21 protein-coding genes are annotated in these 21,683 nt (G+C 63.8%); 9 read left to right on the top strand and 12 right to left on the bottom strand.

The genetic code is table 11. The annotated features are described in order from the left end of the window. Positions 1–2,799: autotransporter domain-containing protein (locus PVZ80_RS02405; RefSeq protein ID WP_273863386.1), on the top strand; the 2,799-nt coding region annotated here is incomplete at its 5' end. A gap of 178 nt (positions 2,800–2,977) precedes the next feature. Here PVZ80_RS02405 and PVZ80_RS02400 read toward each other — a convergent pair. The 4 genes from PVZ80_RS02400 to cysK all read right to left on the bottom strand — a co-directional run bounded on the left by PVZ80_RS02400 (position 2,978) and on the right by cysK (position 6,983). Beyond that, a complete protein-coding gene (locus PVZ80_RS02400; RefSeq protein WP_029527452.1) occupies positions 2,978–3,364 on the bottom strand; it encodes a hypothetical protein in 387 nt (128 codons plus the stop codon). A 233-nt stretch (positions 3,365–3,597) separates the two neighbouring features. Then, positions 3,598–4,461, bottom strand: a complete 864-nt coding sequence (locus PVZ80_RS02395; protein ID WP_025805077.1) for a DMT family transporter — start codon at positions 4,459–4,461, stop codon at positions 3,598–3,600. Between the two features lie 345 nt (positions 4,462–4,806). Beyond that, positions 4,807–5,745 (bottom strand): aspartyl/asparaginyl beta-hydroxylase domain-containing protein, encoded by a 939-nt coding sequence (locus PVZ80_RS02390; RefSeq protein ID WP_273863385.1) that lies wholly within the window; start codon positions 5,743–5,745, stop codon positions 4,807–4,809. A gap of 263 nt (positions 5,746–6,008) precedes the next feature. Beyond that, positions 6,009–6,983: a cysteine synthase A gene (gene cysK / locus PVZ80_RS02385; protein WP_009047584.1), complete on the bottom strand. Its 975-nt coding sequence runs from the start codon at positions 6,981–6,983 to the stop codon at positions 6,009–6,011. A 133-nt stretch (positions 6,984–7,116) separates the two neighbouring features. Between cysK and PVZ80_RS02380 the strand changes: the two genes are divergently transcribed. The 3 genes from PVZ80_RS02380 (at position 7,117) to PVZ80_RS02370 (ending at position 10,370) form a co-directional block, all read left to right on the top strand. Continuing rightward, the gene (locus PVZ80_RS02380; protein ID WP_273863384.1) at positions 7,117–8,190 is read left to right on the top strand and encodes a DUF748 domain-containing protein; all 1,074 of its coding nucleotides are present in this window, start codon (positions 7,117–7,119) and stop codon (positions 8,188–8,190) included. A 143-nt stretch (positions 8,191–8,333) separates the two neighbouring features. Next, positions 8,334–9,179: an AAA family ATPase gene (locus PVZ80_RS02375; RefSeq protein ID WP_016705272.1), complete on the top strand. Its 846-nt coding sequence runs from the start codon at positions 8,334–8,336 to the stop codon at positions 9,177–9,179. Between the two features lie 12 nt (positions 9,180–9,191). Continuing rightward, a complete protein-coding gene (locus PVZ80_RS02370; protein ID WP_007926886.1) occupies positions 9,192–10,370 on the top strand; it encodes a vWA domain-containing protein in 1,179 nt (392 codons plus the stop codon). A 128-nt stretch (positions 10,371–10,498) separates the two neighbouring features. On the opposite strand, the gene PVZ80_RS02365 is transcribed toward PVZ80_RS02370, so the two are convergent. The 4 genes from PVZ80_RS02365 to PVZ80_RS02350 form a co-directional block, all read right to left on the bottom strand. Continuing rightward, positions 10,499–11,416, bottom strand: coding sequence for a biotin-dependent carboxyltransferase family protein (locus PVZ80_RS02365; protein ID WP_273863383.1), 918 nt, complete (start codon positions 11,414–11,416; stop codon positions 10,499–10,501). Beyond that, positions 11,413–12,117 carry a 5-oxoprolinase subunit B family protein gene (locus PVZ80_RS02360; RefSeq protein WP_038630924.1) on the bottom strand — a complete coding sequence of 235 codons (705 nt, stop codon included), beginning with the start codon at positions 12,115–12,117 and terminating at the stop codon, positions 11,413–11,415. Before PVZ80_RS02360 ends, PVZ80_RS02365 begins: the two co-directional genes overlap by 4 nt. Then, entirely contained in the window at positions 12,114–12,863 is a 750-nt protein-coding gene (locus tag PVZ80_RS02355; protein ID WP_009047579.1) for a 5-oxoprolinase subunit PxpA, read from the bottom strand. Before PVZ80_RS02355 ends, PVZ80_RS02360 begins: the two co-directional genes overlap by 4 nt. 69 nt (positions 12,864–12,932) lie before the next feature. Then, complete coding sequence (locus PVZ80_RS02350) at positions 12,933–14,219, bottom strand: MFS transporter (RefSeq protein ID WP_009042625.1); 1,287 nt, start codon at positions 14,217–14,219, stop codon at positions 12,933–12,935. Between the two features lie 140 nt (positions 14,220–14,359). Here PVZ80_RS02350 and PVZ80_RS02345 point away from each other — a divergent pair, with 140 nt between their 5' ends. After that, complete coding sequence (locus PVZ80_RS02345; protein WP_124301222.1) at positions 14,360–15,274, top strand: LysR family transcriptional regulator; 915 nt, start codon at positions 14,360–14,362, stop codon at positions 15,272–15,274. Between the two features lie 297 nt (positions 15,275–15,571). Here the strand turns inward: PVZ80_RS02345 and PVZ80_RS02340 are convergent, their stop codons facing one another. Genes PVZ80_RS02340 through PVZ80_RS02330 form a run of 3 tightly spaced genes read right to left on the bottom strand, consistent with a single transcriptional unit; the run spans position 15,572 to position 17,422 of the window. After that, positions 15,572–16,114, bottom strand: a complete 543-nt coding sequence (locus PVZ80_RS02340; RefSeq protein ID WP_124301221.1) for a DUF2937 family protein — start codon at positions 16,112–16,114, stop codon at positions 15,572–15,574. An 11-nt stretch (positions 16,115–16,125) separates the two neighbouring features. Beyond that, on the bottom strand, positions 16,126–16,902 hold the full coding sequence (locus PVZ80_RS02335; RefSeq protein ID WP_009047576.1) for a class II glutamine amidotransferase: 777 nt from the start codon (positions 16,900–16,902) through the stop codon (positions 16,126–16,128). Between the two features lie 25 nt (positions 16,903–16,927). Next, complete coding sequence (locus PVZ80_RS02330) at positions 16,928–17,422, bottom strand: hypothetical protein (protein WP_009047575.1); 495 nt, start codon at positions 17,420–17,422, stop codon at positions 16,928–16,930. 101 nt (positions 17,423–17,523) lie between these two features. Here PVZ80_RS02330 and PVZ80_RS02325 point away from each other — a divergent pair, with 101 nt between their 5' ends. Next, positions 17,524–19,578, top strand: a complete 2,055-nt coding sequence (locus tag PVZ80_RS02325; protein WP_273863382.1) for a S9 family peptidase — start codon at positions 17,524–17,526, stop codon at positions 19,576–19,578. A gap of 92 nt (positions 19,579–19,670) precedes the next feature. Next, complete coding sequence (locus PVZ80_RS02320) at positions 19,671–20,144, top strand: cyclic nucleotide-binding domain-containing protein (protein WP_009047573.1); 474 nt, start codon at positions 19,671–19,673, stop codon at positions 20,142–20,144. Here PVZ80_RS02320 and PVZ80_RS02315 read toward each other — a convergent pair. Beyond that, positions 20,141–20,452 carry a hypothetical protein gene (locus PVZ80_RS02315; protein ID WP_273863381.1) on the bottom strand — a complete coding sequence of 104 codons (312 nt, stop codon included), beginning with the start codon at positions 20,450–20,452 and terminating at the stop codon, positions 20,141–20,143. The genes PVZ80_RS02320 and PVZ80_RS02315 overlap by 4 nt on opposite strands. Positions 20,453–20,527: 75 nt before the next feature. Here PVZ80_RS02315 and PVZ80_RS02310 point away from each other — a divergent pair, with 75 nt between their 5' ends. Both PVZ80_RS02310 and PVZ80_RS02305 read left to right on the top strand, forming a co-directional pair. Continuing rightward, a complete protein-coding gene (locus PVZ80_RS02310) occupies positions 20,528–21,214 on the top strand; it encodes a hypothetical protein (protein ID WP_038630918.1) in 687 nt (228 codons plus the stop codon). 49 nt (positions 21,215–21,263) lie between these two features. Further along, positions 21,264–21,629 carry a YajD family HNH nuclease gene (locus PVZ80_RS02305; protein ID WP_007926907.1) on the top strand — a complete coding sequence of 122 codons (366 nt, stop codon included), beginning with the start codon at positions 21,264–21,266 and terminating at the stop codon, positions 21,627–21,629. Positions 21,630–21,683 lie beyond the last annotated feature (54 nt).

Below are 21,683 nucleotides of genomic sequence, written 5' to 3'. Positions count from 1 at the left end.
CAGGTCAACAGCCAGGACAGCATCATCGCTGCCGACCTGGGCTCCACTGGCAGCGCCAGCCTCGATGGCGCGGGCAGCCTCTGGAAAAGCCTGGGCGACATGATCGTGGGCCAGTCGGGTAACGGCTCGCTGTCGCTGACCAACGGCGCCAAGGTGCAGACCGCTGGCAACACCGTCCTCGGTGCACAAAAAGGCTCGAATGGTTCGGTCAGCGTCGACAACAGCTCGCTCTCCACCGACAAGACCCTGATCGTCGGCGGCGCCGGCAACGGTGCCCTGGACATCAAGAATGGCGGCCAGGTAACCAGCCAGGACGGCATCATCGGTGCCAACCAGGGCGCCAATGGCAGCGCCAGCGTCGATGGCACGGGCAGCCTGTGGGAAACCCTCGGCGACATGATCGTGGGCCAGAGCGGCAACGCCAGCCTGGTACTCGCCAACCAGGGCGTGGCCAAAGTCGGCGGTGGCACCCTGCGGATCGCCAACGACAGCAGCTCCAACGCTGCGCTTTATGTGGGCGCGACCAGCGACAAGGCCGCCGACGCCAAGGGCGCAGGCCATCTGGAAGCCAAACGCGTGGTCTTCGGTCAAGGCCAGGGCCTGGTCCAGTTCAACCACAGCGACCGCAACTACCAGTTCGATGCCGGCTTCGAAGGTAAGGGCCGCGTCAATCACATCGCCGGGCAGACCGTGTTCAACGGTGACTCCAGCGGCTTCACCGGCCAGTTGAATGTCAAGGGCGGCGAACTGCTGCTGAACAACCGCATGGCCGGGCAAGTGCAGGTCGACAAGAACGCCAGCCTGCACATCGGCGCCTTCAACGGCAGCCAAGGCGAAGTGCTCAGCGATATCGGCAACGATGGCCAGGTCGTGTTCGACCGCAACAACCAGTACCAGTACGACCACGTCATCTACGGCAGCGGCTCGGTCGAGCAGCGCGGCACGGGCAGCACCGTGCTCACCGGCGAAAACACCTACAAGGGCGGCACGCTGATCAGCAACGGCACCCTGCAACTGGGGGCCGGCGCGAACGGCGGCAACAGCGGCTCGATCCTCGGCGACGTGCAGATCGACGCACCCGGCAGCCTGGTGTTCAACCGTGCCAACGCCTACACCTTCGGTGGCGCCCTTTCCGGCACCGGTACGCTCTATAAGCGCGGTGCCGGGCGCACCGAACTGAGCGGCGACAGCTCCGCCTTCCACGGCCGCAGCTACGTCGATTCGGGCATCCTGGCCGTCAATGGCAAGCTCGGCGGCTCGACCGACGTGTATGACGGCGCCACCCTGGCGGGCAACGGCCAGGTCGGCAACGTCACCCTGCACAAAGGCGCGACCATCGCCCCCGGCAACTCCATCGGCACTCTGAGCCTGACCGGCGATCTCGACCAGCACAGCGGTTCGACCTTCCATGCCGAACTGCTGAGCACCGGAGCCAACGACCGGCTGCTGGTGAACGGCGCGGCGCGGCTCGAGGACGGCAGCATCATCAACGCGGACAAACTCGACAGCAAACGCTACGAGCTGGACCGTCGTTATCTGGTGCTCGCAACCCAGCAGGGCCTGAGCGGTCGTTACAAGCTGACGGGCGATACCTGGGTCTCGACCTTCTATGACCTGGTGGACAACTACGACAGCCACAATGCCTACCTGGATGTGCAGCAGACTCGCCTGTTCCAGGAAGCCGCCTTCACCCCTAACCAGCGGGCCACGGCCACTGCGGCACAAAGCCTGAAAGGCTCTGCCGTGCCAGCGCTGACGCCACCGGTGCACAACAAACTGTTCGAGGCCATCGCCTATCTGCCCGATGACCACCAGGCACGCGATGCCTTCGATCAACTGTCCGGCGAGTTCCACAACTCCACCCGTTCGGCGCTGATCCAGGACAGCCGCCTGGTGCGCGACGCGGCGAACAGCCGTCTGCGTTCGGCGACTGTCGCCCAGCCGGCTGACACCGCGAGCGACGCACACTCCGGCCTGACCCCGTGGATCACCACGCTGGGCAACTGGGGCGAGGTCAAGGGTGACAGCAATACCGCCACCCTGCGCAGCGACACCAAGGGCTTCCTGACGGGTGTCGATACCGCGGTTGGTGACAGCGGCCATGTCGGCGTGCTGACCGGCTACAGCCGTACCGACCTGAAGAGCTCGTCACGCGACTCCTCGAGCGACAACGACAACATCCATCTGGGTGTCTATGGCGGAACACAGGTCAGCGGGTTCGACCTGCGCGGCGGCATGGCGTACACCTGGAGCCGGATCGACGCCAAGCGTTCGGTGAACTTCGCCGGCTACAGCGACCATCTGAAGTCCAAGCACGACGCCAATACCCTGCAAGCCTTCGGTGAGCTGGGCCGGCGCTTCGACCTCAGCCCTTCGGTACAGCTGGAACCCTTCGCCAACCTGGCCTATGTGCAGGTCAAGAGCGAAGGCTTCAAGGAAGATGGCGGCCCTGCGGCCCTGCGCGCCAAGCACGCGTCGGACGAGCAGACGTTCTCCACCCTGGGTCTGCGCGCCAGCGCCGACAAGCAGCTGGATAACGGCAAGTTGCTGACCGTGTTCGGCAGCGCCGGCTGGAAACACGCCCTGGCCGGCATGACGCCATCCAACACCTACCGTTTCGACGGCAGCGATGCGTTCCGCACCGAAGGCGCGGCTTACTCGCGCAACAGCGCAGTGGTCGAAGCCGGAGTGGAAACCCGGGTGACTCCCGAGCTGAGCCTGGGCGCCGCCTACAGCGGGCAACTGGGCAGCGGTGCCAGCGAACACGGCCTGAGCCTGAACGCCAGCTACCGCTTCTGACCCCGCCCTGATCACGCAGCGGCGGCCCCGCCGCTGCGTATTGTGGATTGACCGGCAAGGTGCACTTGCCGGTCTTTTTTTGCCTTTCGTCAAGGCATGCCTCCAGCAACAACGGGGGCATCCGTGACGGTCATTCAATACCCGGCGCTCTAGCGCCGGGCATTGGGCTATACCTGCGTCATGGCGACGTCAGGGTAATCAGGTAAGCCCCCGAGTTCACCGGTTTGCCTGCCCCATCGACCAGCGCATAGTGCTGATCGTAGTAGCGCCCGTCCTTGCCGCTGTCCGTCACCAGTTTGACGTTGACCGGCGACTGGCCGACGGCCGTCACCGTGCTCGACGGACCGACCCCGTGCACCCGGATGTCGTTACCCCGCGACAGTTGTGGGCACTGGCGCAGGCTCAATACGGCCCCGCCATTGGCAGTCGAGCTTGGCGTGCAAGGTTCCTCGACGATGCTGCCGTGAAAATAGATCGTTCCCTGGATGCTTTGAGGGGCTGCGGAACAGATTCCACTCAAACCTAGAAACATGCCGACACCTGCCAAAACCAGCTTGCTACTCATTCTGACTATCTCCATTGGGCCTGAAGAGTATGTCGTCAGTGTAGAAGGAATCTTTAATTTTTAAGGTTTGTCTTATTCCCAAAGCCTTAATAAATAGGGTAAAAGCGAACGCAATTTAATATCAATAAGCCACCATTGCTATCGGCCAGTCCTGGCCAATCTGAAGGGTGCGCCCCAGACAAAAAAAGGCGCAGCTTCGATCAAGTCGAAAGCTGCGCCCGGCACTTTCTGAATCAGCTGTTTTTGCGGAACACGAACACCAGCCCGACGATGATCAACAGCATGCCGAGCACGCTCAGCAGCGCCAGTCGATTACCGAAGAACAGGTAGTCCATCACGGCCGTCACCGCCGGCACCAGGTAGAACAGGCTGGTGACATTCACCAGGTTGCCGCGAGCGATCAGCCGGTACAGCAGCAGGGTCGCCAGCACCGAGACCACCAGTCCCATCCACAGCGCCGGGACAATAAAGCCGACGCTGTGCTCGAAGTGAAACGGCTGGAACGGCACGAACAGCGCGCACAACAACAGCCCGGCCAGGTATTGCACCGGCAGGGTGCCCAGCGGGTTGTCGCTGATGCGTTTCTGCATGATCGAGCCCAGGGTCATGCTCACCAGGGCCAGCAGGCCGAAGAGCATCCCGGCCAGCGACATGCCGGCCAGGCCGATGCCCTGGTAGACCACCATGATCAACCCGGCCAACCCCAGCGCCAGGCCGAACATCCGGCTCCAGGAACGCTGACGCTCCATGATCACCACGGTGAGGATCGGCTGCACCCCCATGATGGTGGCCATCACGCCGGGGGTGACCTTCAGGTCCAGGGCCAGCAGGTAGAAGATCTGGTACGCCCCCAGCAACACCAGCCCGGTGGCCACCGCGTACAGCATCGGCTTGCGCCCGCGGGGCAAACGCAGCTTGAGCAAGGGAATCAACAGCACCAGGCCGCACAGGGCGATGGCGAAACGAAACAACAGGAAGGCAAAGGGCGAGGCATGGGCCAGCCCCCATTTGGAGAAGATCGCCCCACTGCTCCAGAGCAGGACGAACAGGCTCGTGGAAGCCGCCGCGAGCGCGGACTTTTTTGCTATGAGCAACATGAATACCACCTGTAATCAGGCAAATGGCCAACTCAGCCGAGGCTGAAATTCAGTAGTTTTTTCTGGCGGGCGCGGGCAACAGCAGAGGATGCTGATCAGCCCCGTACGACAACGCCCGGCGGTGATACGACGGCGCACACCGGCGTGCTACTGACAGGTGGGGGGTAATGACTGATCTGCACAGGCTGCGGGTTCCCGCACGGCACGACGCCAGCGTTAACCGCTGAATCGACTACCGCGTTGATGAGGGAATGAGGCATGTGCTGATCTTTCTGAAGAGGAAGGTGAATCTTCTGATACACCGGGCGCCGACTATAACCAGCGCCCGATATTCATTGCAACGCCTTATCCGAACAACCAGTAGCCCAGGGCGGTCAGGACCACCACCGCCAGCACCGGACGCATGACTCGGTAGAGCTTCGGATTGAGGCGTTTCCACTGTTTGACCATGCCACTGATGCGGTCGCTGAAACGCTTGCTCCAGGCATAGGCCTGGTTGATCCCGCCGACGCGCTCGTCGTCGAGGTTCTGCGGCGCGGTGGCACGCCCCAGCCAGCCGCTGATCCAGCGGTTGATGCGGGTCATCAGCGAGTTGCTCAGTGGACGCTCGATGTCGCAGAACAGGATGACCCGAGTCTTGTCGGTCTCGTTCTTCACCCAATGCACGTAGGTTTCGTCGAACATCACGTCTTCGCCATCGCGCCAGGCGTAGACCTGGCCGTCGACGAAGATCCGGCAGTCGTCGGAGTTCGGCGTGGACAGGCCCAGGTGATAACGCAGGGAACCGGCGAACGGGTCACGGTGTGGGTTCAGGTGGCTGCCACCAGGCAGCAGGGCGAACATCGCGCCCTTGACGTTGGGAATGCGGCTGACCAGTTCAACGGTCTTCGGGCACAGCATTTCGGCCGATGGCAGCGGTTTGTCGTACCACTTGAGGTAGAAACGCTTCCATCCCTTCTTGAAGAATGAACCGAAACCGGCGTCGTTATTCTTCTCGGCGGCGCGGATGTAACCCTCGTCGAACAGGTGCATGGCCTCGTCGCGGATCACTTCCCAGTTGTCCTTGAGCACATCCAGCTCGGGAAACTTGCTGCGGTCCAGGTAAGGCTTGGAAGGCACGCCGGAAAACAGGTACATCAAGGCGTTATAAGGAGCGAACAGTGCCGAATGGTTGACGAACTGACGCAGCACCGGCAGTCGAGCCTTACCGCGTAAATGCACGTAGAGAGTACTGCCGATGAATAGCAGCAACACCGCGGACTTGGCGGCAAACGAAAGGCTCATGCAATATCTCCTTGAAATAATTACCAGCGGGGCAGCATTCATCCGACATGGCAGCCGGCCATCATAAACACTCCTGGCCCCTGGAAAAACCCGCACAAACCAACAAACAGTGTTAACAGTCGTGCAATAAAACGCTAATTAACATAAGTCACCTGAACGCCAGCTGATGCAGGTCAGCACAATTGTGCTGTGCCCTGCACGCCGCAGCCGCCGTACCTTCGATCGCCGGCCAGCCGGCTCCGGCGATCACCTTCCCTAGTGTCTTACTGCTGGTTCTCCTGCTCGGTGAACAGGTCGCTGAACAGCATGCTCGACAGGTAACGCTCACCCGAATCCGGCAGCACCACCACTATGGTCTTGCCCTGCATCTCGGGGGTTTCTGCCAGGCGCACCGCCACCGCCATCGCCGCGCCGGAGGAAATGCCACAGAGGATCCCCTCCTCCTGCATCAGGCGCAGGGCCATGGCCTTGGATTCCTCGTCGCTCACCAGCTCGACCCGGTCGACCACCGACAGGTCGAGGTTGCTCGGCACAAAACCGGCACCGATGCCCTGGATCTTGTGCGGGCTGGGCTTGATCTCTTCGCCGGCCAGTTTCTGGGTGATCACCGGCGATACGCTCGGCTCCACCGCCACCGACAGGATAGGTTTGCCCTGGGTCTTCTTGATGTAGCGGGAAACCCCGGTGATGGTGCCGCCAGTGCCGACACCGGCCACCAGCACGTCCACGGCGCCATCGGTGTCATTCCAGATTTCCGGACCGGTGGTTTTCTCGTGGATCGCCGGGTTGGCCGGGTTATCGAACTGCTGCGGCATGAAATATTTTTCAGGGTCGCTGGCAAGGATTTCCGCGGCCTTCTCGATCGCGCCCTTCATGCCCTTGGCCGGCTCGGTCAACACCAGCTCGGCCCCCAGGGCCTTGAGCACCTTGCGCCGCTCGATGCTCATCGACGCCGGCATGGTCAGGACCAGCCTGTAGCCACGGGCCGCGGCGACGAATGCCAGGCCGATGCCGGTATTGCCCGAGGTCGGCTCGATGATGCTCATGCCCGGCTTGAGTTTGCCGCTGCTTTCCGCGTCCCAGATCATGTTCGCGCCGATCCGGCACTTCACCGAATAACCCGGGTTGCGCCCTTCGATCTTGGCCAGGATGGTGACGCCGCGGGGCGCGATGCGGTTGATCTGCACCAGCGGCGTATTGCCAATGGAATGGGCGTTGTCGACGAAAATGCGGCTCATGGCTGGGTCCTTGTACAGCGTGAAAGGAAGTGTCCAAGGGTATGCCTCGCACCCATGAGCGTCCAGTCGGGACGAACGACTGCGATGCCGGGGAGTCAATCGCTATAAGGCACATGGCTGGAGACTCATGCTCATGAAACGTCGCTACAGTTGGCCCCTGTGGACCCTCGCCGGGGTGCTGGTGCTGCTGGTTGCCCTGCACATCGCCATGCCCTATCTGGTGCGCGACTACCTCAATGACCGGCTCGCCAACATGGGCGACTACCGCGGCCAGATCGCCGATGTCGACCTGGCCCTGTGGCGCGGTGCGTACCGGATCAACGGCCTGAAAATCGTCAAGGTCGACGGTAAGGTGCCGGTGCCGTTCGTCAATGCTCCGCTGGTCGATCTGTCCGTGAGCTGGCACTCCCTGTGGTACGACCATGCAGTGGTGGCCGAAGTGCAATTCGTCGGGCCGCAGGTCAACTTCGTCGACGGCTCCAACAAAAAGAACTCACAAACCGGCGAAGGCACTGACTGGCGGGCCCAGCTGAACAAGCTGCTGCCCATCACCCTCAACGAAGTACAAGTCAGCGACGGCAAGATCAGTTTCCGTAACTTCAACTCCAATCCGCCGGTGAACATGAGCGCCACCCAGGTCAACGCCAGCGCCTACAACCTGACCAACGTGGTCGACACCCAGGGCAAACGTGACGCCCGCCTCGAAGGCAAGGCCATGCTACTGGACCATGCGCCCCTGGAAACCAACGCCACCTTCGACCCGCTGAGCGACTTCCAGGACTTCGCGTTCCGCCTGCGTGTGCAGGACATCGAACTCAAGCGCTTGAACGACTTCGCCGGCGCCTATGGCAAATTCGACTTCAACGCCGGCCACGGTGACCTGGTGATCGAAGCCGAGGCCAACAAGGGCCAGCTCACCGGCTACATCAAGCCGCTGTTGCGCGATGTCGATGTGTTCAACTGGCGGCAGGATGTCGAGAACAAGGACAAGGGGATATTCCGTTCGATCTGGGAAGCCCTGGTGGGGGGCAGCGAAACCGTGCTGAAAAACCAGGGGAAAAACCAGTTCGCCACCCGGGTCGAACTCAAAGGCAGCGTACATCAGCGTGATGTCAGCGCATTCCAGGCTTTTTTACAGATTTTACGCAATGGTTTCATCGAGGCCTTCAATGCCCAGTATGAGCGCCCCAAGCCATCCACTGACTGAGTCACCATGTGACGCCCCATTCAGAGACTGAATAGGGCGTCTGCGTTCACAGTCGACCGGGCGCCGCGCTATAGTCGGCCATTCGTGTTTTATTCTTCCGACCTGCTCGATGCACGTCGGCGTTACCGTTCGAGGAATTGCAGATGAAGTTCGAAGGCACCAGCGCGTACGTCGCCACCGATGACCTGAAGCTGGCAGTCAATGCCGCCATCACCCTGGAGCGGCCGCTGCTGGTCAAGGGCGAACCGGGCACCGGCAAGACCATGCTCGCCGAGCAACTGGCCGAGTCCTTCGGTGCCAAGCTGATCACCTGGCACATCAAGTCCACCACCAAGGCTCACCAGGGCCTGTACGAGTACGACGCGGTGAGCCGCCTGCGCGATTCGCAGTTGGGCGTGGACAAGGTGCATGACATCCGCAACTACCTGAAGAAAGGCAAGCTGTGGGAGGCCTTCGAATCCGAGGAGCGGGTGATCCTGCTGATCGACGAAATCGACAAGGCCGACATCGAGTTCCCCAACGACCTGTTGCAGGAACTCGACAAGATGGAGTTCTACGTCTACGAAATCGACGAGACCATCAAGGCCAAGCAGCGCCCGATCATCATCATTACCTCCAACAACGAGAAAGAGCTGCCGGACGCCTTCCTGCGCCGCTGCTTCTTCCACTACATCGCCTTCCCCGACCGCACCACCCTGCAGAAAATCGTCGACGTGCACTACCCGGACATCAAGAAGGACCTGGTCAGCGAAGCGCTGGACGTGTTCTTCGACGTGCGCAAGGTGCCGGGCCTGAAGAAGAAGCCTTCGACCTCCGAGCTGGTGGACTGGCTCAAGCTGCTGATGGCCGACAACATCGGCGAAGCGGTGCTGCGCGAACGCGATCCGACCAAGGCCATCCCGCCGCTGGCCGGCGCCCTGGTGAAGAACGAGCAGGATGTGCAGTTGTTGGAACGCCTGGCGTTCATGAGCCGTCGCGGCACCCGCTGAGAGGGCATTGTCATGCTGCTCAATCTGTTCAATGAAATGCGTGCCGCCAAGGTTCCGGTGTCGGTGCGCGAGCTGCTCGACCTGATCAACGCGCTCAAGCAGCGCGTGACCTTCGCCGACATGGACGAGTTCTATTACCTGTCCCGGGCGATCCTGGTGAAGGACGAGCGGCACTTCGACAAGTTCGACCGCGCGTTCGGCGCCTACTTCAACGGCCTGGAAAAACTCGACGACCACCTGCAGGCGCTGATCCCCGAGGATTGGCTGCGCAAGGAGTTCGAGCGCTCGCTGAGCGATGAGGAACGGGCGCAGATCCAGTCCCTCGGCGGCCTGGACAAGCTGATCGAAGAGTTCAAGAAACGCCTGGAAGAACAGAAGGAACGCCACGCCGGCGGCAACAAGTGGATCGGCACCGGCGGCACCAGCCCCTTCGGCTCCGGCGGCTTCAACCCGGAAGGCATCCGCGTCGGCGACGCCGGCAAGCGCCAGGGCAAGGCGGTCAAGGTCTGGGACCAGCGCGAATACAAGAACCTCGACGACTCGGTGGAACTGGGCACCCGCAACATCAAGGTGGCCCTGCGCCGTCTGCGCAAGTTCGCCCGCCAGGGCGCGGCGGACGAGCTGGACATCGATGGCACCATCGACCACACCGCCCGCGACGCCGGCCTGCTGAACATCCAGATGCGCCCGGAGCGGCGCAACAGCATCAAGCTGCTGTTGCTGTTCGATATCGGTGGCTCGATGGATGCCCACGTGAAGATCTGCGAGGAGCTGTTCTCGGCCTGCAAGACCGAGTTCAAGCACCTGGAGTACTACTACTTCCACAACTTCATCTATGAGTCGGTGTGGAAGAACAACCTGCGCCGCGGCTCGGAACGCACCTCGACCCAGGACGTGCTGCACAAGTACGGCGCCGACTACAAAGTGATCTTCGTCGGCGACGCCGCCATGGCGCCTTACGAAATCACCCAGGCCGGCGGCAGCGTCGAGCACTGGAACGAAGAAGCCGGCTACGTGTGGATGCAGCGCTTCATGGAGAAGTACAAGAAGCTCATCTGGATCAACCCCTACCCGAAAGACACCTGGGGCTATACCGCCTCGACCAATATCGTGCGCGAGCTGATCGAAGACCAGATGTACCCGCTGACCTTGCGCGGCCTGGAAGAAGGGATGCGGTTTCTCTCCAAATAGGATCCCGTCCAACGCGATCCCTGTAGCCGCTGCCGCAGGCTGCGATCGGCTGCGAAGCAGACGCGCTCTTGAGTCCGCTTGAAGGCCCTTCGGGCCTTATCGCAGCCTGCGGCAGCGGCTACATCGGTTCAGACAAACCGCCGTAAAAACTCGATCTGCTGCCGATACGCCGTCTCCTGCACCACCGGCGTCAGGCGTACCTCGCTGCCCGGCAGGCATTGCGCCAGCCGCGCCAGCGCCAAGGGCGTCAAGGCTCCCAGCCGTGGATACCCGCCAATGGTCTGCCGGTCGTTGAGCAGGACAATCGGCTGGCCGTCCGGCGGCACCTGGATCGCCCCCAGGGGAATACCCTCGGAGATCATCGGCGCCCCTTGATAGCGCAGCTGCGGCCCCAGCAGACGCATGCCCATGCGATCGGCGCGGCTGTCCAGGGTCCAGGCGCTGTTGAAGGCATCGAACAGGCTCTGCCCGCTGAACTGGCCGATCTGCGCCCCGAGAATCACCTCCAGCGGCGCCTTCGATTGCAGGTCCGGCAGTTGCTTGCCCGACAGTTCCTTGAGGTTCACCCCTGCCCCGGAATACTCCAGCCGCGCGCCCTCGGCCAGCGGCCGGCCGAAACCGTCGAGCCCGCCCAGTTCCTCGCGGACCACGCTGGCGCAACTGCCCAGCACCTTGGGCGCATTGAAACCGCCGGGCGCCGCCAGATAGGCCCGCGCGCCCAGGTACGGCTGGGTGAAACGCAGCCGCTGGCCTTTTTGCAGGATAAAACTGCGCCCCGGGCTGAGCGGACGCTCATCGATACAGGCCCCCAGGTCGGCCCCCGCCAGCGCCAGCAGGCACAGCTCCTCGGCGACCATGCTGAAGCCGCCCAGGGTGATCTCGATCACCGGCGCATCCAAAACATTGCCCAGCAGCCAGTTGGCCCAGGACATCGACACCCAGTCCAGCGCGCCACCCTGGGTCACGCCCAGGTGCCGCACGCCAAAGCGACCGGCGTCCTGCAACAGGCACAGCGGTGTGCTGGCTTCGATCGTCAGGCGGCTCATGCCGGCACCTCCAGTGGCGTGTCGTCGCCGCCCAGGCGGATGAATTCGGCGTGTTCCACCGCGGCGAAACGCACGCTGTCGCCCGGTTGCATCAGGCTGTAGCCGTCGCGCTCGCGATCGAACAGGCGGCTTGGTGTGCGCCCGATCAGGTTCCAGCCACCCGGCGACACCACCGGATAAGCCGCGGTCTGCCGCTCGGCAATCCCCACGCTACCGGCCGCCACGCGCTTGCGCGGCGTATCCAGGCGCGGCGCGGCCAGCACTTCGTCCACCAGCCCCATAAAGGCGAAACCCGGCGCAAACCCCAGGGCGAACACCTGGTATTCACGCTCACTGTGGCAACGGATCACCTCGCTCACCGACAGGCCGCTGCGTCGCGACAACAGGCTCAGCTCGGGGCCAACGCTGAGGTCGTACCAGACCGGCAGCACATGGCGCTGGCCACCGGTGCGCGAGTCCGGAGTCAGGTCGGTCAGCGCCACATCGATCAGCTCCCGGGCCTGGGACGGGCTCAAGGCCCGCAGGTCGTAGTGCACCATCAGCGTGGTGTAGGACGGCACCAGGTCGATCAACTGCCCGCCGAAGGCAGCCCGCAGGCGCTCGCTGGCGGCGAGCATCCACGGCATGTTGGCCTCGGCGATGGCATCGAACAGGCGCACCATCAGGCAATCGATGGCCGCCACTTCAAGGCATATTTTCATGCTGGCAACTGCGCAAGGGCCGCGCGGATACGCTGCACGGCGGCCACCGAACTGGCGTTGTCGCCGTGCACGCACAGGGTATTGGCCTGCAGGTGCAGGGCGCTGCCGTCGCTGGCCAGCAGCGCGTCGCCACGGGCGATGGTCAGGGCCTGGGCAATGATCTTTTCCGGGTCGTGATGCACCGCCCCCGGCAGTTGCCGCGACACCAGATGGCCGGCGCTGTCATAGGCGCGGTCGGCGAAGGCTTCGAACCACAGGGTCACGCCAAACTCGTCGCCCAGGGCCTGGGCCGCGCTGTTGTCACGGGTGGCCATCAGCATCAACGGCAGCTGCCGGTCGTAGGCGGCCACCGCCTGGATCACCGCGCGCAGCTGCGCTGGGTTGGCCATCATGTCGTTGTACATGGCGCCATGGGGTTTGACGTAGCTCACCCGGCTGCCCTGGGCCCGGCAGATACCGTCGAGGGCGCCGATCTGGTAATGCAGCAGGTCCTGCAGTTCCTGGGCGCCGTAGGCCATGGAACGGCGGCCGAAACCGGCCAGGTCCTGGTAAGCCGGGTGCGCGCCGATGCGCACGCCATTGGCCAGGGCCAGGCTGACGGTCTTGCGCATGATGCTCGGGTCGCCGGCGTGGAAACCGCAGGCGATGTTGGCGCAATCGATGAACGGCATCACCTCGGCATCCAGGCCCATGGTCCAGTTGCCAAAGCTTTCGCCGATGTCGCAATTCAATAACAGGCGGCTCACGGTCAGTGCTCCTGTAGCGTTTGTCGTTTTGGCTGCGGGGATCGCGGTGGGATGCCCACAGATTATCAGTTAGCGCGCTTCGAGTTGCTTGCCGCGGGTTTCCGGCAGGCTCAGGGCCGCCAGCACCACGATGCCGTAGGACACCGCAGCGAAGGTGCCGATGGCCGCGCCCAGCGGAATGTGCTGGCTGAGCAGGCCGATCAACAGCGGGAACAAGGCTGCCAGTGCCCGGCCGCTGTTGTAGCAGAAGCCCTGGCCCGAGCCGCGGATCCGCGTGGGGAATAGCTCGGTCAGGAAGGCGCCCATGCCGCTGAAGATCCCCGAGGCGAAGAAGCCCAGGGGGAAGCCCAGCCACAGCATCACCGCGTTGCTCACCGGCATTTGCGTGTACAGCAGGACGATGGTGAACGAGCCGGCGGCGAACAGGACGAAGTTCTTCTTGCGCCCGAGAATATCGGTCAGATAGGCGCTGATCACATAGCCCACGTAGGAGCCGAAGATCACCATCGCCAGGTAGCCGCCGGTGCTCAGCACGCTCAAGCCGCGCTCGGTCTTGAGGAAGGTCGGCAGCCAGAACGTGATGGCGTAATAGCCGCCCTGGGCACCGGCCGCGAGCAGCGACGCGCGCAGGGTGGTGCTGAGAATGCCGGGGGCGAAAATCTCGTAGAACCGCGAGGGGTTGTCAGGCACTTCCCGGGCCCGGGTTTGCCGGTAGACCTCCGGGTCCTTGACCAGCCGGCGGACGAAGATCACGAAGATCGCCGGCAGGATGCCCAGCAGGAACAGGGCGCGCCAGGCGTCTTCCGGCGGCAGCAGGGAATACATCAGCGCATACAGCAGTGCCGTGATGCCCCAGCCCAAGGCCCAGCCAGACTGCACCATGCCCACCGCCTTGCCGCGGTTTTCCGCGCGGATCACTTCGCCGATCAGCACTGCGCCGGCGGTCCACTCACCGCCGAAACCGAAGCCCATCAGGGTCCGGGCGATCAGCAGTTGCTCGTAGTTCTGCGCCAGGCCACAGAGGAAGGTGAAGAAGGCGAACCAGAGCACGGTGAGTTGCAGGGTGCGCACCCGGCCGATGCGATCGGACAGGATGCCGGCGATCCAGCCGCCCAGGGCAGAGGCCAGCAAGGTGCTGGTGTGGATCAGGCCGGCCTCGGCGGAGCTGATGCCCCACAGCGCGATCAGGGTCGGGATGACGAAGCTGAGCATCTGGGTGTCCATGCCATCCAGGCCGTAACCGGCCTTGCAGCTCCAGAACGTGCGGCGTTCCTGCTGGTTGATGTCGCGGTACCAGTCGAAGGGGCCGGCGCGGCCTTTGGCCTTGCTGGCGGCGAGCGTGTCGGGCGCACTCATGGCAAATCTCCACCTTGGTTTTATTGGTATTGTTCTGGGCCCCGACGACGCTTATCGTGAGACGCAGCGATTTTTGGCGCCCGCGCCCTGCCCCGTCCAACTAATAAAAACCGCCTCCAGACATAAGAAAAGTTGATCGCATGAACCTCAAGTTCCTTGAAACCTTTGTCTGGGTGGCGCGCCTGAAAAGCTTTCGCCTGACCGCCGACAAACTCTTCACCACCCAGGCGTCGATCTCCAGCCGCATCGCCGTGCTCGAGGGCGAACTCGGGGTCAAGCTGTTCCTGCGCGACTCGCGCGGCGTGACCCTGACCCCGGAAGGCCTCAAGGTGCTCGACTATGCCGAGCAGATGATGGACACCATGCAGGCGCTCAAGCAGTCGATCGAGACCCGTTCGAGCAAGGTCGGGCGGATTCGCATCGGCGTCATGGACACGGTGATCCACACCTGGCTCAGCCCCCTGGTGGCGCGGATGATGGACAGCTATCCCCAGGTGGAAATCGAGCTGGTGGCCGACACCTCGCTGAATCTCTGCGACCAGCTGCAGAAAGGCTTTCTCGACCTGGTGCTGCAAACCGACCTGCTGCGCCAGGAATCCATTCGCAGCCTGGAACTGGCCAGCCACCCGATGGGCTGGATAGTCGCCAGCCACTCGATCTACAACCGCGAGTACGCCAACCTGTCCGAGCTGGCCCGGGAACGCATCATCACCTACTCGAAGAACTCCCTGCCGCACCAGGAAGTGCTGAGCCTGATGCAGGCCAACGGCGTGAGCGCGCCACGGCTCAACTGTGTGAACTCGGTATCGGCCATCACCCGCCTGCTGCGCGACGGTTTCGGCATCGGCGCCTTGCCGCCGGTACTGGTCAGCGAAGAGCTGGCGCGCGGCGAACTGACCCTGCTGACCATCGACCAGCGCCCGCCGAACCTGCAGGTGGTGGTGTCGTGGCGGGTGGGTGTCGAACTGGTGGAAGAGGTGGTGGTGCTGTGCCAGCAGGTGCTGGAGCAATATGCGCGCAAGGTGGGGCCGGACTATATCGTGCTGGCGGGCTGATCCACCGCGAAGGCCTTTGCAGCCGCTGCCGAAGGCTGCGAATGCGGGCGCAGCCTGCGTGAATCGGCTCGATGAGGGGTTGTGGGCCAGCCATCTTTGCGGTTGCTGCGCAACCGATCGCAGCCTGCGGCAGCGGCTACAGGGATCGCGGCGTCCGTGTAGCCGCTGCCGAGCCTGCGAGGCTGCGAACGGCAACGCAGTTGCCGCACAACCTGCATCCGCGATCTGCCTGGAAAAACGCGTCAGCTGGTTTACGACGGCTGCGCCGTCGATCGCAGCCTGCGGCAGCGGCTACGGTCACAACCCCTTCAGGTCACGCTCTTCGATCGGCCGGCTCTGGCGCAGGCGCTTGCCGCCGAGCACCACCCAGTCGATCAGGCGATACAGGCATTCCAGGCCGAACGACAGCAGCAAGGCGCCGCTCATAGCCCAGATCATCGCTTGCGGGGTCAGCAGGATCTGATAGCTGTAGCCGTTCCAGGTTTCCTTGCGGATATCCGGGTCGGCGGCCAGCACCACTTGCAACAGGCGGATGTACCAGGGGCCCTGCATGGCCTGGAACTGCTTGTCCAGGGCGCGCTGGCGAACGAGCAGATTGCCCAGGCTGTCGGCATCGCTGCGGAACACCGGATCGTCGCTGGACCGATAGTGGGCGACCAGCGCCTGCAGATCGCCCTTGAAGAACTGGTTGGCGGTGCCCTGGAACCCCTGAAGGCTGGCCTGGGCCTCGATCAGGTGAGCCTCGACACGCTTGGCGTAATCGTTGATGAACCCCGGCACCTGGACGCCGATCAACAGGCCGGCCGCAAACAACACCAGCCGCAGATAACTGAGCAACATAGGGGATGTCCTTATTCGGTCTGGCCGTGCAGCACGCATTCACCGCGCCGCCACAGGCTCCATTGGCCCGGCTCGTAGCGAGTCCAGGTTTCGTTCTCGGTCAGGGGTTCGGTGGCGATCACCGTCACCACGTCGTTGGGCGTGGTTTCCGCCTGGAAGTCGACGATCACGTCGACGTCCTTCAGGCGGGCCGGGCCAAAGGGCGCACGGCGGGTGATCTGCGCCAGCTTGGTCGAGCAGTAGCAGAACAGCCAGTCGCCATCGCTGAGCAGGCAGTTGAACACGCCCTTGCTGCGATATTCGGCGCAGGCGGCCACCAGCGATGGCAGCAGCTCCTCGACTTCCACCGGCTCGGGAAAGGCTTCGCGCACCCGGTTGAGCAGATCGCAGAAGGCCGCTTCGCTGTCGGTATCGCCCACCGGACGATAGAAGCTGACGGCCGGCTGGAAATCCGCCAGCTGGCCGTTGTGGGCGAAACACCAGTTGCGCCCCCACAGCTCGCGCACGAACGGATGGGTATTGGACAGGCAGACCTTGCCGACGTTGGCCTGGCGAATGTGGCCGATCACCACTTCGCTCTTGATCGGGTAGCGCTGCACCAGGTTGGCCACTTCCGACTCGCTGCTCGCCGCCGGGTCCTGGAACAGGCGCAGGCCACGGCCCTCGTAGAACGCGATGCCCCAGCCGTCGCGATGCGGACCGGTGCGCCCGCCACGCTGCATCAGCCCGGTAAAGCTGAACACGATGTCGGTCGGTACATTGGCGCTCATGCCCAATAACTCACACATGCTCGGACTCTCGCTTCAATGCGTGTTACAGACGCGGCTCGATCCGCGAACGCTGGGGGTTGCTGGGCACTGGCGGGCGGCCATAACGATCGTCGCCGGCGCCGCCGAAAGGCTGGTCGTCCGGCTCTTCGGCGCGGGCCGCGGCCTTGGCGGCCTCGGCCTGTTCCTTGCGGGCCTTGGAGGCGCGCTCGATCGGCCAGCGGATCAGCACGAACACCAGGTAGATGCCGAAGGCGATGACGCCGTACATGAACAGGTCGGAAACCGCGCGCCAGGCGTTGTTGCCGACCTTGAACAGCATGTCCAGGGCGGTGATGGCCACGGCCGGGGCGAACATCTCCTTGGCCGGGTCGACCACGGTCGGGCTGAACAGCAGCACCGCCACCAGCACGCGCAGCGGTTCGCGCAGCCAGCGCCACATCCAGCGGGTCAGGCGCATCCACACCAGCAGGCAGCCCAAGGCGGCGAAGGCGTAAAGCCCCCAAGCGATCAGATAGTCGTTCTCGGTCATGGTGTCCATGGCAAGGCAGGCAAAGAGGCGCTTATGATAACGGCTTTTCGCATGTCAGGCTGCACCGCCGTCTGCCGCGCCCTTAATTGTCACCGCCCCGAGAGCCCTTCATGCCCGTATCCGCCCACGTCACCAGCGCCCCGATCGCCCGCAAGGCCGAAGGCCCGGACCCGTACGCCTGGCTCCAGGAGCGCGACACCGACGCCGTGCTCGATTACCTGAAGGCCGAAAACAGCTACCAGGAAGCCGCCCTCGCCGACCAGGCGGCGCTGCGCGAAACCCTGTTCCAGGAAATCAAGGGACGGATCCTCGAGACCGACCTCTCGCTGCCTTCGCCCTGGGGCCCGTACCTGTATTACACCCGCACCACCGCCGGCGACGAATACGCCCGGCACTACCGCTGCCCGCGCCCGGCCGACGACAGCCTGAGCGTCGACGAAAGCCAGGAACAACTGCTGCTGGACCCGAACGAGCTGGCCAAGGGTGGATTCTTCTCCCTCGGCGCCTTCAGCATCAGCCCCGACCACCAGCGCCTGGCCTACAGCCTCGATACCAGCGGCGAAGAGGTCTACACCCTGTTCGTCAAGGAACTGTCCAACGGCAAGGTCAGCGAGCTGGCGTTCACCGATTGCGACGGCAGCATGACCTGGGCCAACGACAGCCTGACCCTGTTCTTCGGCGAGCTGGACGACACCCACCGCCCGCACAAGCTGTTCCGCTATCGCCTGGACGGCACCGCCGCCGAAGAGGTGTTCCATGAGCCGGACGGGCGTTTCTTCCTCCATTGCTACCGCTCAAGCTCGGAGAAACAGCTACTGCTGTCCCTGGGCAGCAAGACCACCAGCGAGGTCTGGGTACTCGACGCGGCGCAGCCGCAGCAGGCCTTCACCTGCCTGGCGCCGCGGGTCGAGCACCATGAGTACGACGTCGACCACGGCCTGCTCGACGGCCAGTGGACCTGGTTTATCCGCAGCAACCGCGACGGCATCAACTTCGCCCTCTACCAGGCGCCGGACCTGGGCACTGTGCCAGGCCAGGCCGACTGGCAGAACCTGATCCCCCACAGCGACAGCGTGATGCTCGAAGGCCTGAGCCTGAACGACTCGGCCATGACCCTGAGCCTGCGCGAAGGCGGCCTGCCGATCATCGAGGTGCACCCCGAAGGCCTGCCGGCCTATCGCGTGCAACTGCCGGATGCGGCCTACAGCCTGCATGTGCAGAACAGCCTGGAATTCGTCAGCCAGCGCATCCGCCTGCGCTACGAAGCGCTGAACCGCCCGGCGCAGATCCGCCAGCTGGAACTGGCCGGCGGCGAACAGAAAGTGCTCAAGGAAACCCCGGTGCTGGGCGTCTTCGACCCGGATGCCTATGTCAGCCAGCGCCTGTGGGCGACCGCCGCCGATGGCACCCAGGTGCCGATCAGCCTGGTGATCAAGCGCGAGGCCCTGGGCCGGCCGGCACCGCTGTACCTCTATGGCTACGGCGCCTACGGCGAAAGCCTCGACCCGTGGTTTTCCCATGCGCGCCTGAGCCTGCTGGAGCGCGGCGTGGCCTTCGCCATCGCCCACGTGCGTGGCGGCGGCGAACTGGGCGAAGCCTGGTACCGCGCCGGCAAGCAGGAACACAAGCAGAACACCTTCAGCGACTTCATCGCCTGCGCCGAACACCTGATCGCCCAGGGCCTGACCACTTCCGGGCAACTGGCCATCAGCGGCGGCAGCGCCGGCGGCCTGTTGATCGGCGCGGTGCTCAACCAGCGTCCGGAGCTGTTCAAGGCGGCGATCGCCGAGGTGCCGTTCGTCGACGTGCTCAACACCATGCTCGACCCCGAGCTGCCGCTGACCGTCACCGAGTACGACGAATGGGGCAACCCGGAGGAGCCGGAAGTCTATGCGCGGATCAAGGCCTACGCGCCCTACGAGAATGTCGAGGCCAAGGCCTATCCGGCGACCCTGGTGATCGCCGGCTACAACGACAGCCGTGTGCAGTACTGGGAAGCGGCCAAGTGGGTGGCCCGGCTGCGCGCCACCAAGACCGACGACAACCTGCTGCTGCTCAAGACCGAGCTGGGCGCCGGCCATGGCGGCATGAGCGGGCGTTACCAGGGATTGCGTGACGTAGCGCTCGAATATGCATTTGTTTTCAAGATTCTGGGCATCGCCTGAGGAACTCCGGCCGGCGCTCCTGTCTTAAACACAGGACCGCCGGCCCCCGGCCATACCGACCGCAACAGACACAAGAAAAAGACCGTGACGACATGCCAGAACCCACCTTGTTGAACAACGAAATCCGCGACTGGCTGATGGACTGCGGATTGTTCGATCAGCTCTTGCCGGCCGACTTCAATGCCGCCGCCGGTTACTTCAGCATCAGCAGCATCGCCCAGGGCCAGGAGATCTTCCGCGAAGGCGACGCCGGCAGCTTCATGTGCATCATCCATTCCGGCCAGGTGGCCGTGCAGAAGACCAACAGCGAAGGCGTGCGCGTGACCATCGCCACCTTGCGCAGCGGTCGGGCCTTTGGCGAGATGGCGGTGCTCGATGGCGAGCGGCGTTCGGCCACCTGCGTGGCCGCCAGCGATTGCCGGCTGCTCAACCTGGGCAAGGACTCGCTGGAGAAAATGCTCAACGAGGCGCCGAAGATCGCCGCCAAGATCATCCGCGCCCTCGCCGTGTCACTGTCCAAGCGCCTGCGCATGGCCGACGGGCAACTGCTGTCGCAACAGGTCTAGCCACCCGGCGTCTTGGTTTTCGTCCCGTTCTGCTCCAACCCTGGCAAGGTCTGATCCTTCGGCGGCTTGGGCATGTCGATCGGCGGCAGCAAGGGCGCACCGCCATGGGCCGTGGCCTTGGGGGTGCTGGGGGGCGTGATCTGCGGATAAGGGGTCGGGGTCGGGGGCGCGGTGCCGGGCGAGCCGGCGGCGGGAACCGGAGTCACGGGCACCGCCTGCAGTTCCTCGGCGTGCACGGCGCTCATCGCGAGCGCCGCACTTAGCAAGAGCGCTGTGCGGGCAATGACCGTTAGAATAGTGCGCTTCATCAATGGCTCCATCGCTATTGTCAGCCCTCAGGCTACTCCCAACCGGGCCGGTTTGCCTTCCTCATTGAGACCCTCATGAAACGTTTCGTTCTGCTGGACACCACCCCGATTCCCGAAAATGGCGGTGCCTTGTGCCTGTTCGAATACGGCGAGGATTTTGTCATCAAGATCCAGGGCGGCGACGGCGGGCAACTGATGAACACGCGCATGCACGGCTCCGAAGACGCCCTGGCGGAAATCCCCTGCCGCAAGGTCGCCGGGCGCCCGAATTCGCGGGTGCTGATCGGCGGCCTGGGCATGGGTTTCACCCTCGCCTCGGCCCTCAAGCACCTGGGCAAGGGCGCCGAAGTGGTGGTCGCCGAGCTGGTGCCGGGGGTGGTGGAATGGAACCGCGGGCCGCTGGGGGAAAAATCCGGCCGACCGCTGCTCGACCCGCGCACGGTGATCCGCATGGAAGACGTGGCCAAGGTGCTGCAGGCCGAGCCCCAGGGGTTCGACGCGATCATGCTCGACGTCGACAACGGCCCCGAAGGCCTGACCCAGAAAGCCAACAGCTGGCTGTACTCCGCCGCCGGGCTGGCGGCCTGCGCCCGGGCCCTGCGCCCCAAGGGAGTGCTGGCCGTGTGGTCGGCCAGCGCCGACAAGCAGTATTCCGACAAGCTGTGCAAGGCCGGCTTCAAGGCCGAGCAAGTGCAGGTCTTCGCCCATGGCAACAAGGGCACCCGCCACACCATCTGGATTGCCGAGAAGCTCAAGGCCTGAGCTAAACTTGGCTCATTACCGTCATTAGTCTTTGCATAAAGGTGAACCCATGAGTTCGACCAACACGTCCAAGCTCGACCGCATCCTCGCCGACGCCCAGCGCGACCGCGAGATGGGCTACCGCGACAAGGCCCTGAAGATGTACCCGCACGTCTGTGGGCGCTGCGCCCGCGAGTTCTCCGGCAAGCGCCTGAGCGAACTGACCGTGCACCACCGCGACCACAACCACGACAACAACCCGCAGGACGGTTCCAACTGGGAACTGCTGTGCCTGTACTGCCACGACAACGAACACTCGCGCTACACCGACCAGCAGTACTTCGGCGAAGGCTCCCTGAGCACGCCGAAAGTCGCCAAGGCCACCCACAACCCCTTCGCCGCGCTGGCGGGGTTGATGAAGAAAGACGACGAGTAACCTTCGCTCTTTCCGGTTCGACAGAACCGGCCTCTCGCGGGCAAGCCGCGCACC

It is taken from the genome of Pseudomonas sp. B3G-3, assembly GCF_028640915.1.
Taxonomy (GTDB): Bacteria; Pseudomonadota; Gammaproteobacteria; order Pseudomonadales; family Pseudomonadaceae; genus Aquipseudomonas; species Aquipseudomonas chlororaphis_I.
The sequence above is the reverse complement of the archived record's forward strand: the minus strand, read 5'-3'. Positions and strand labels throughout refer to the sequence as shown.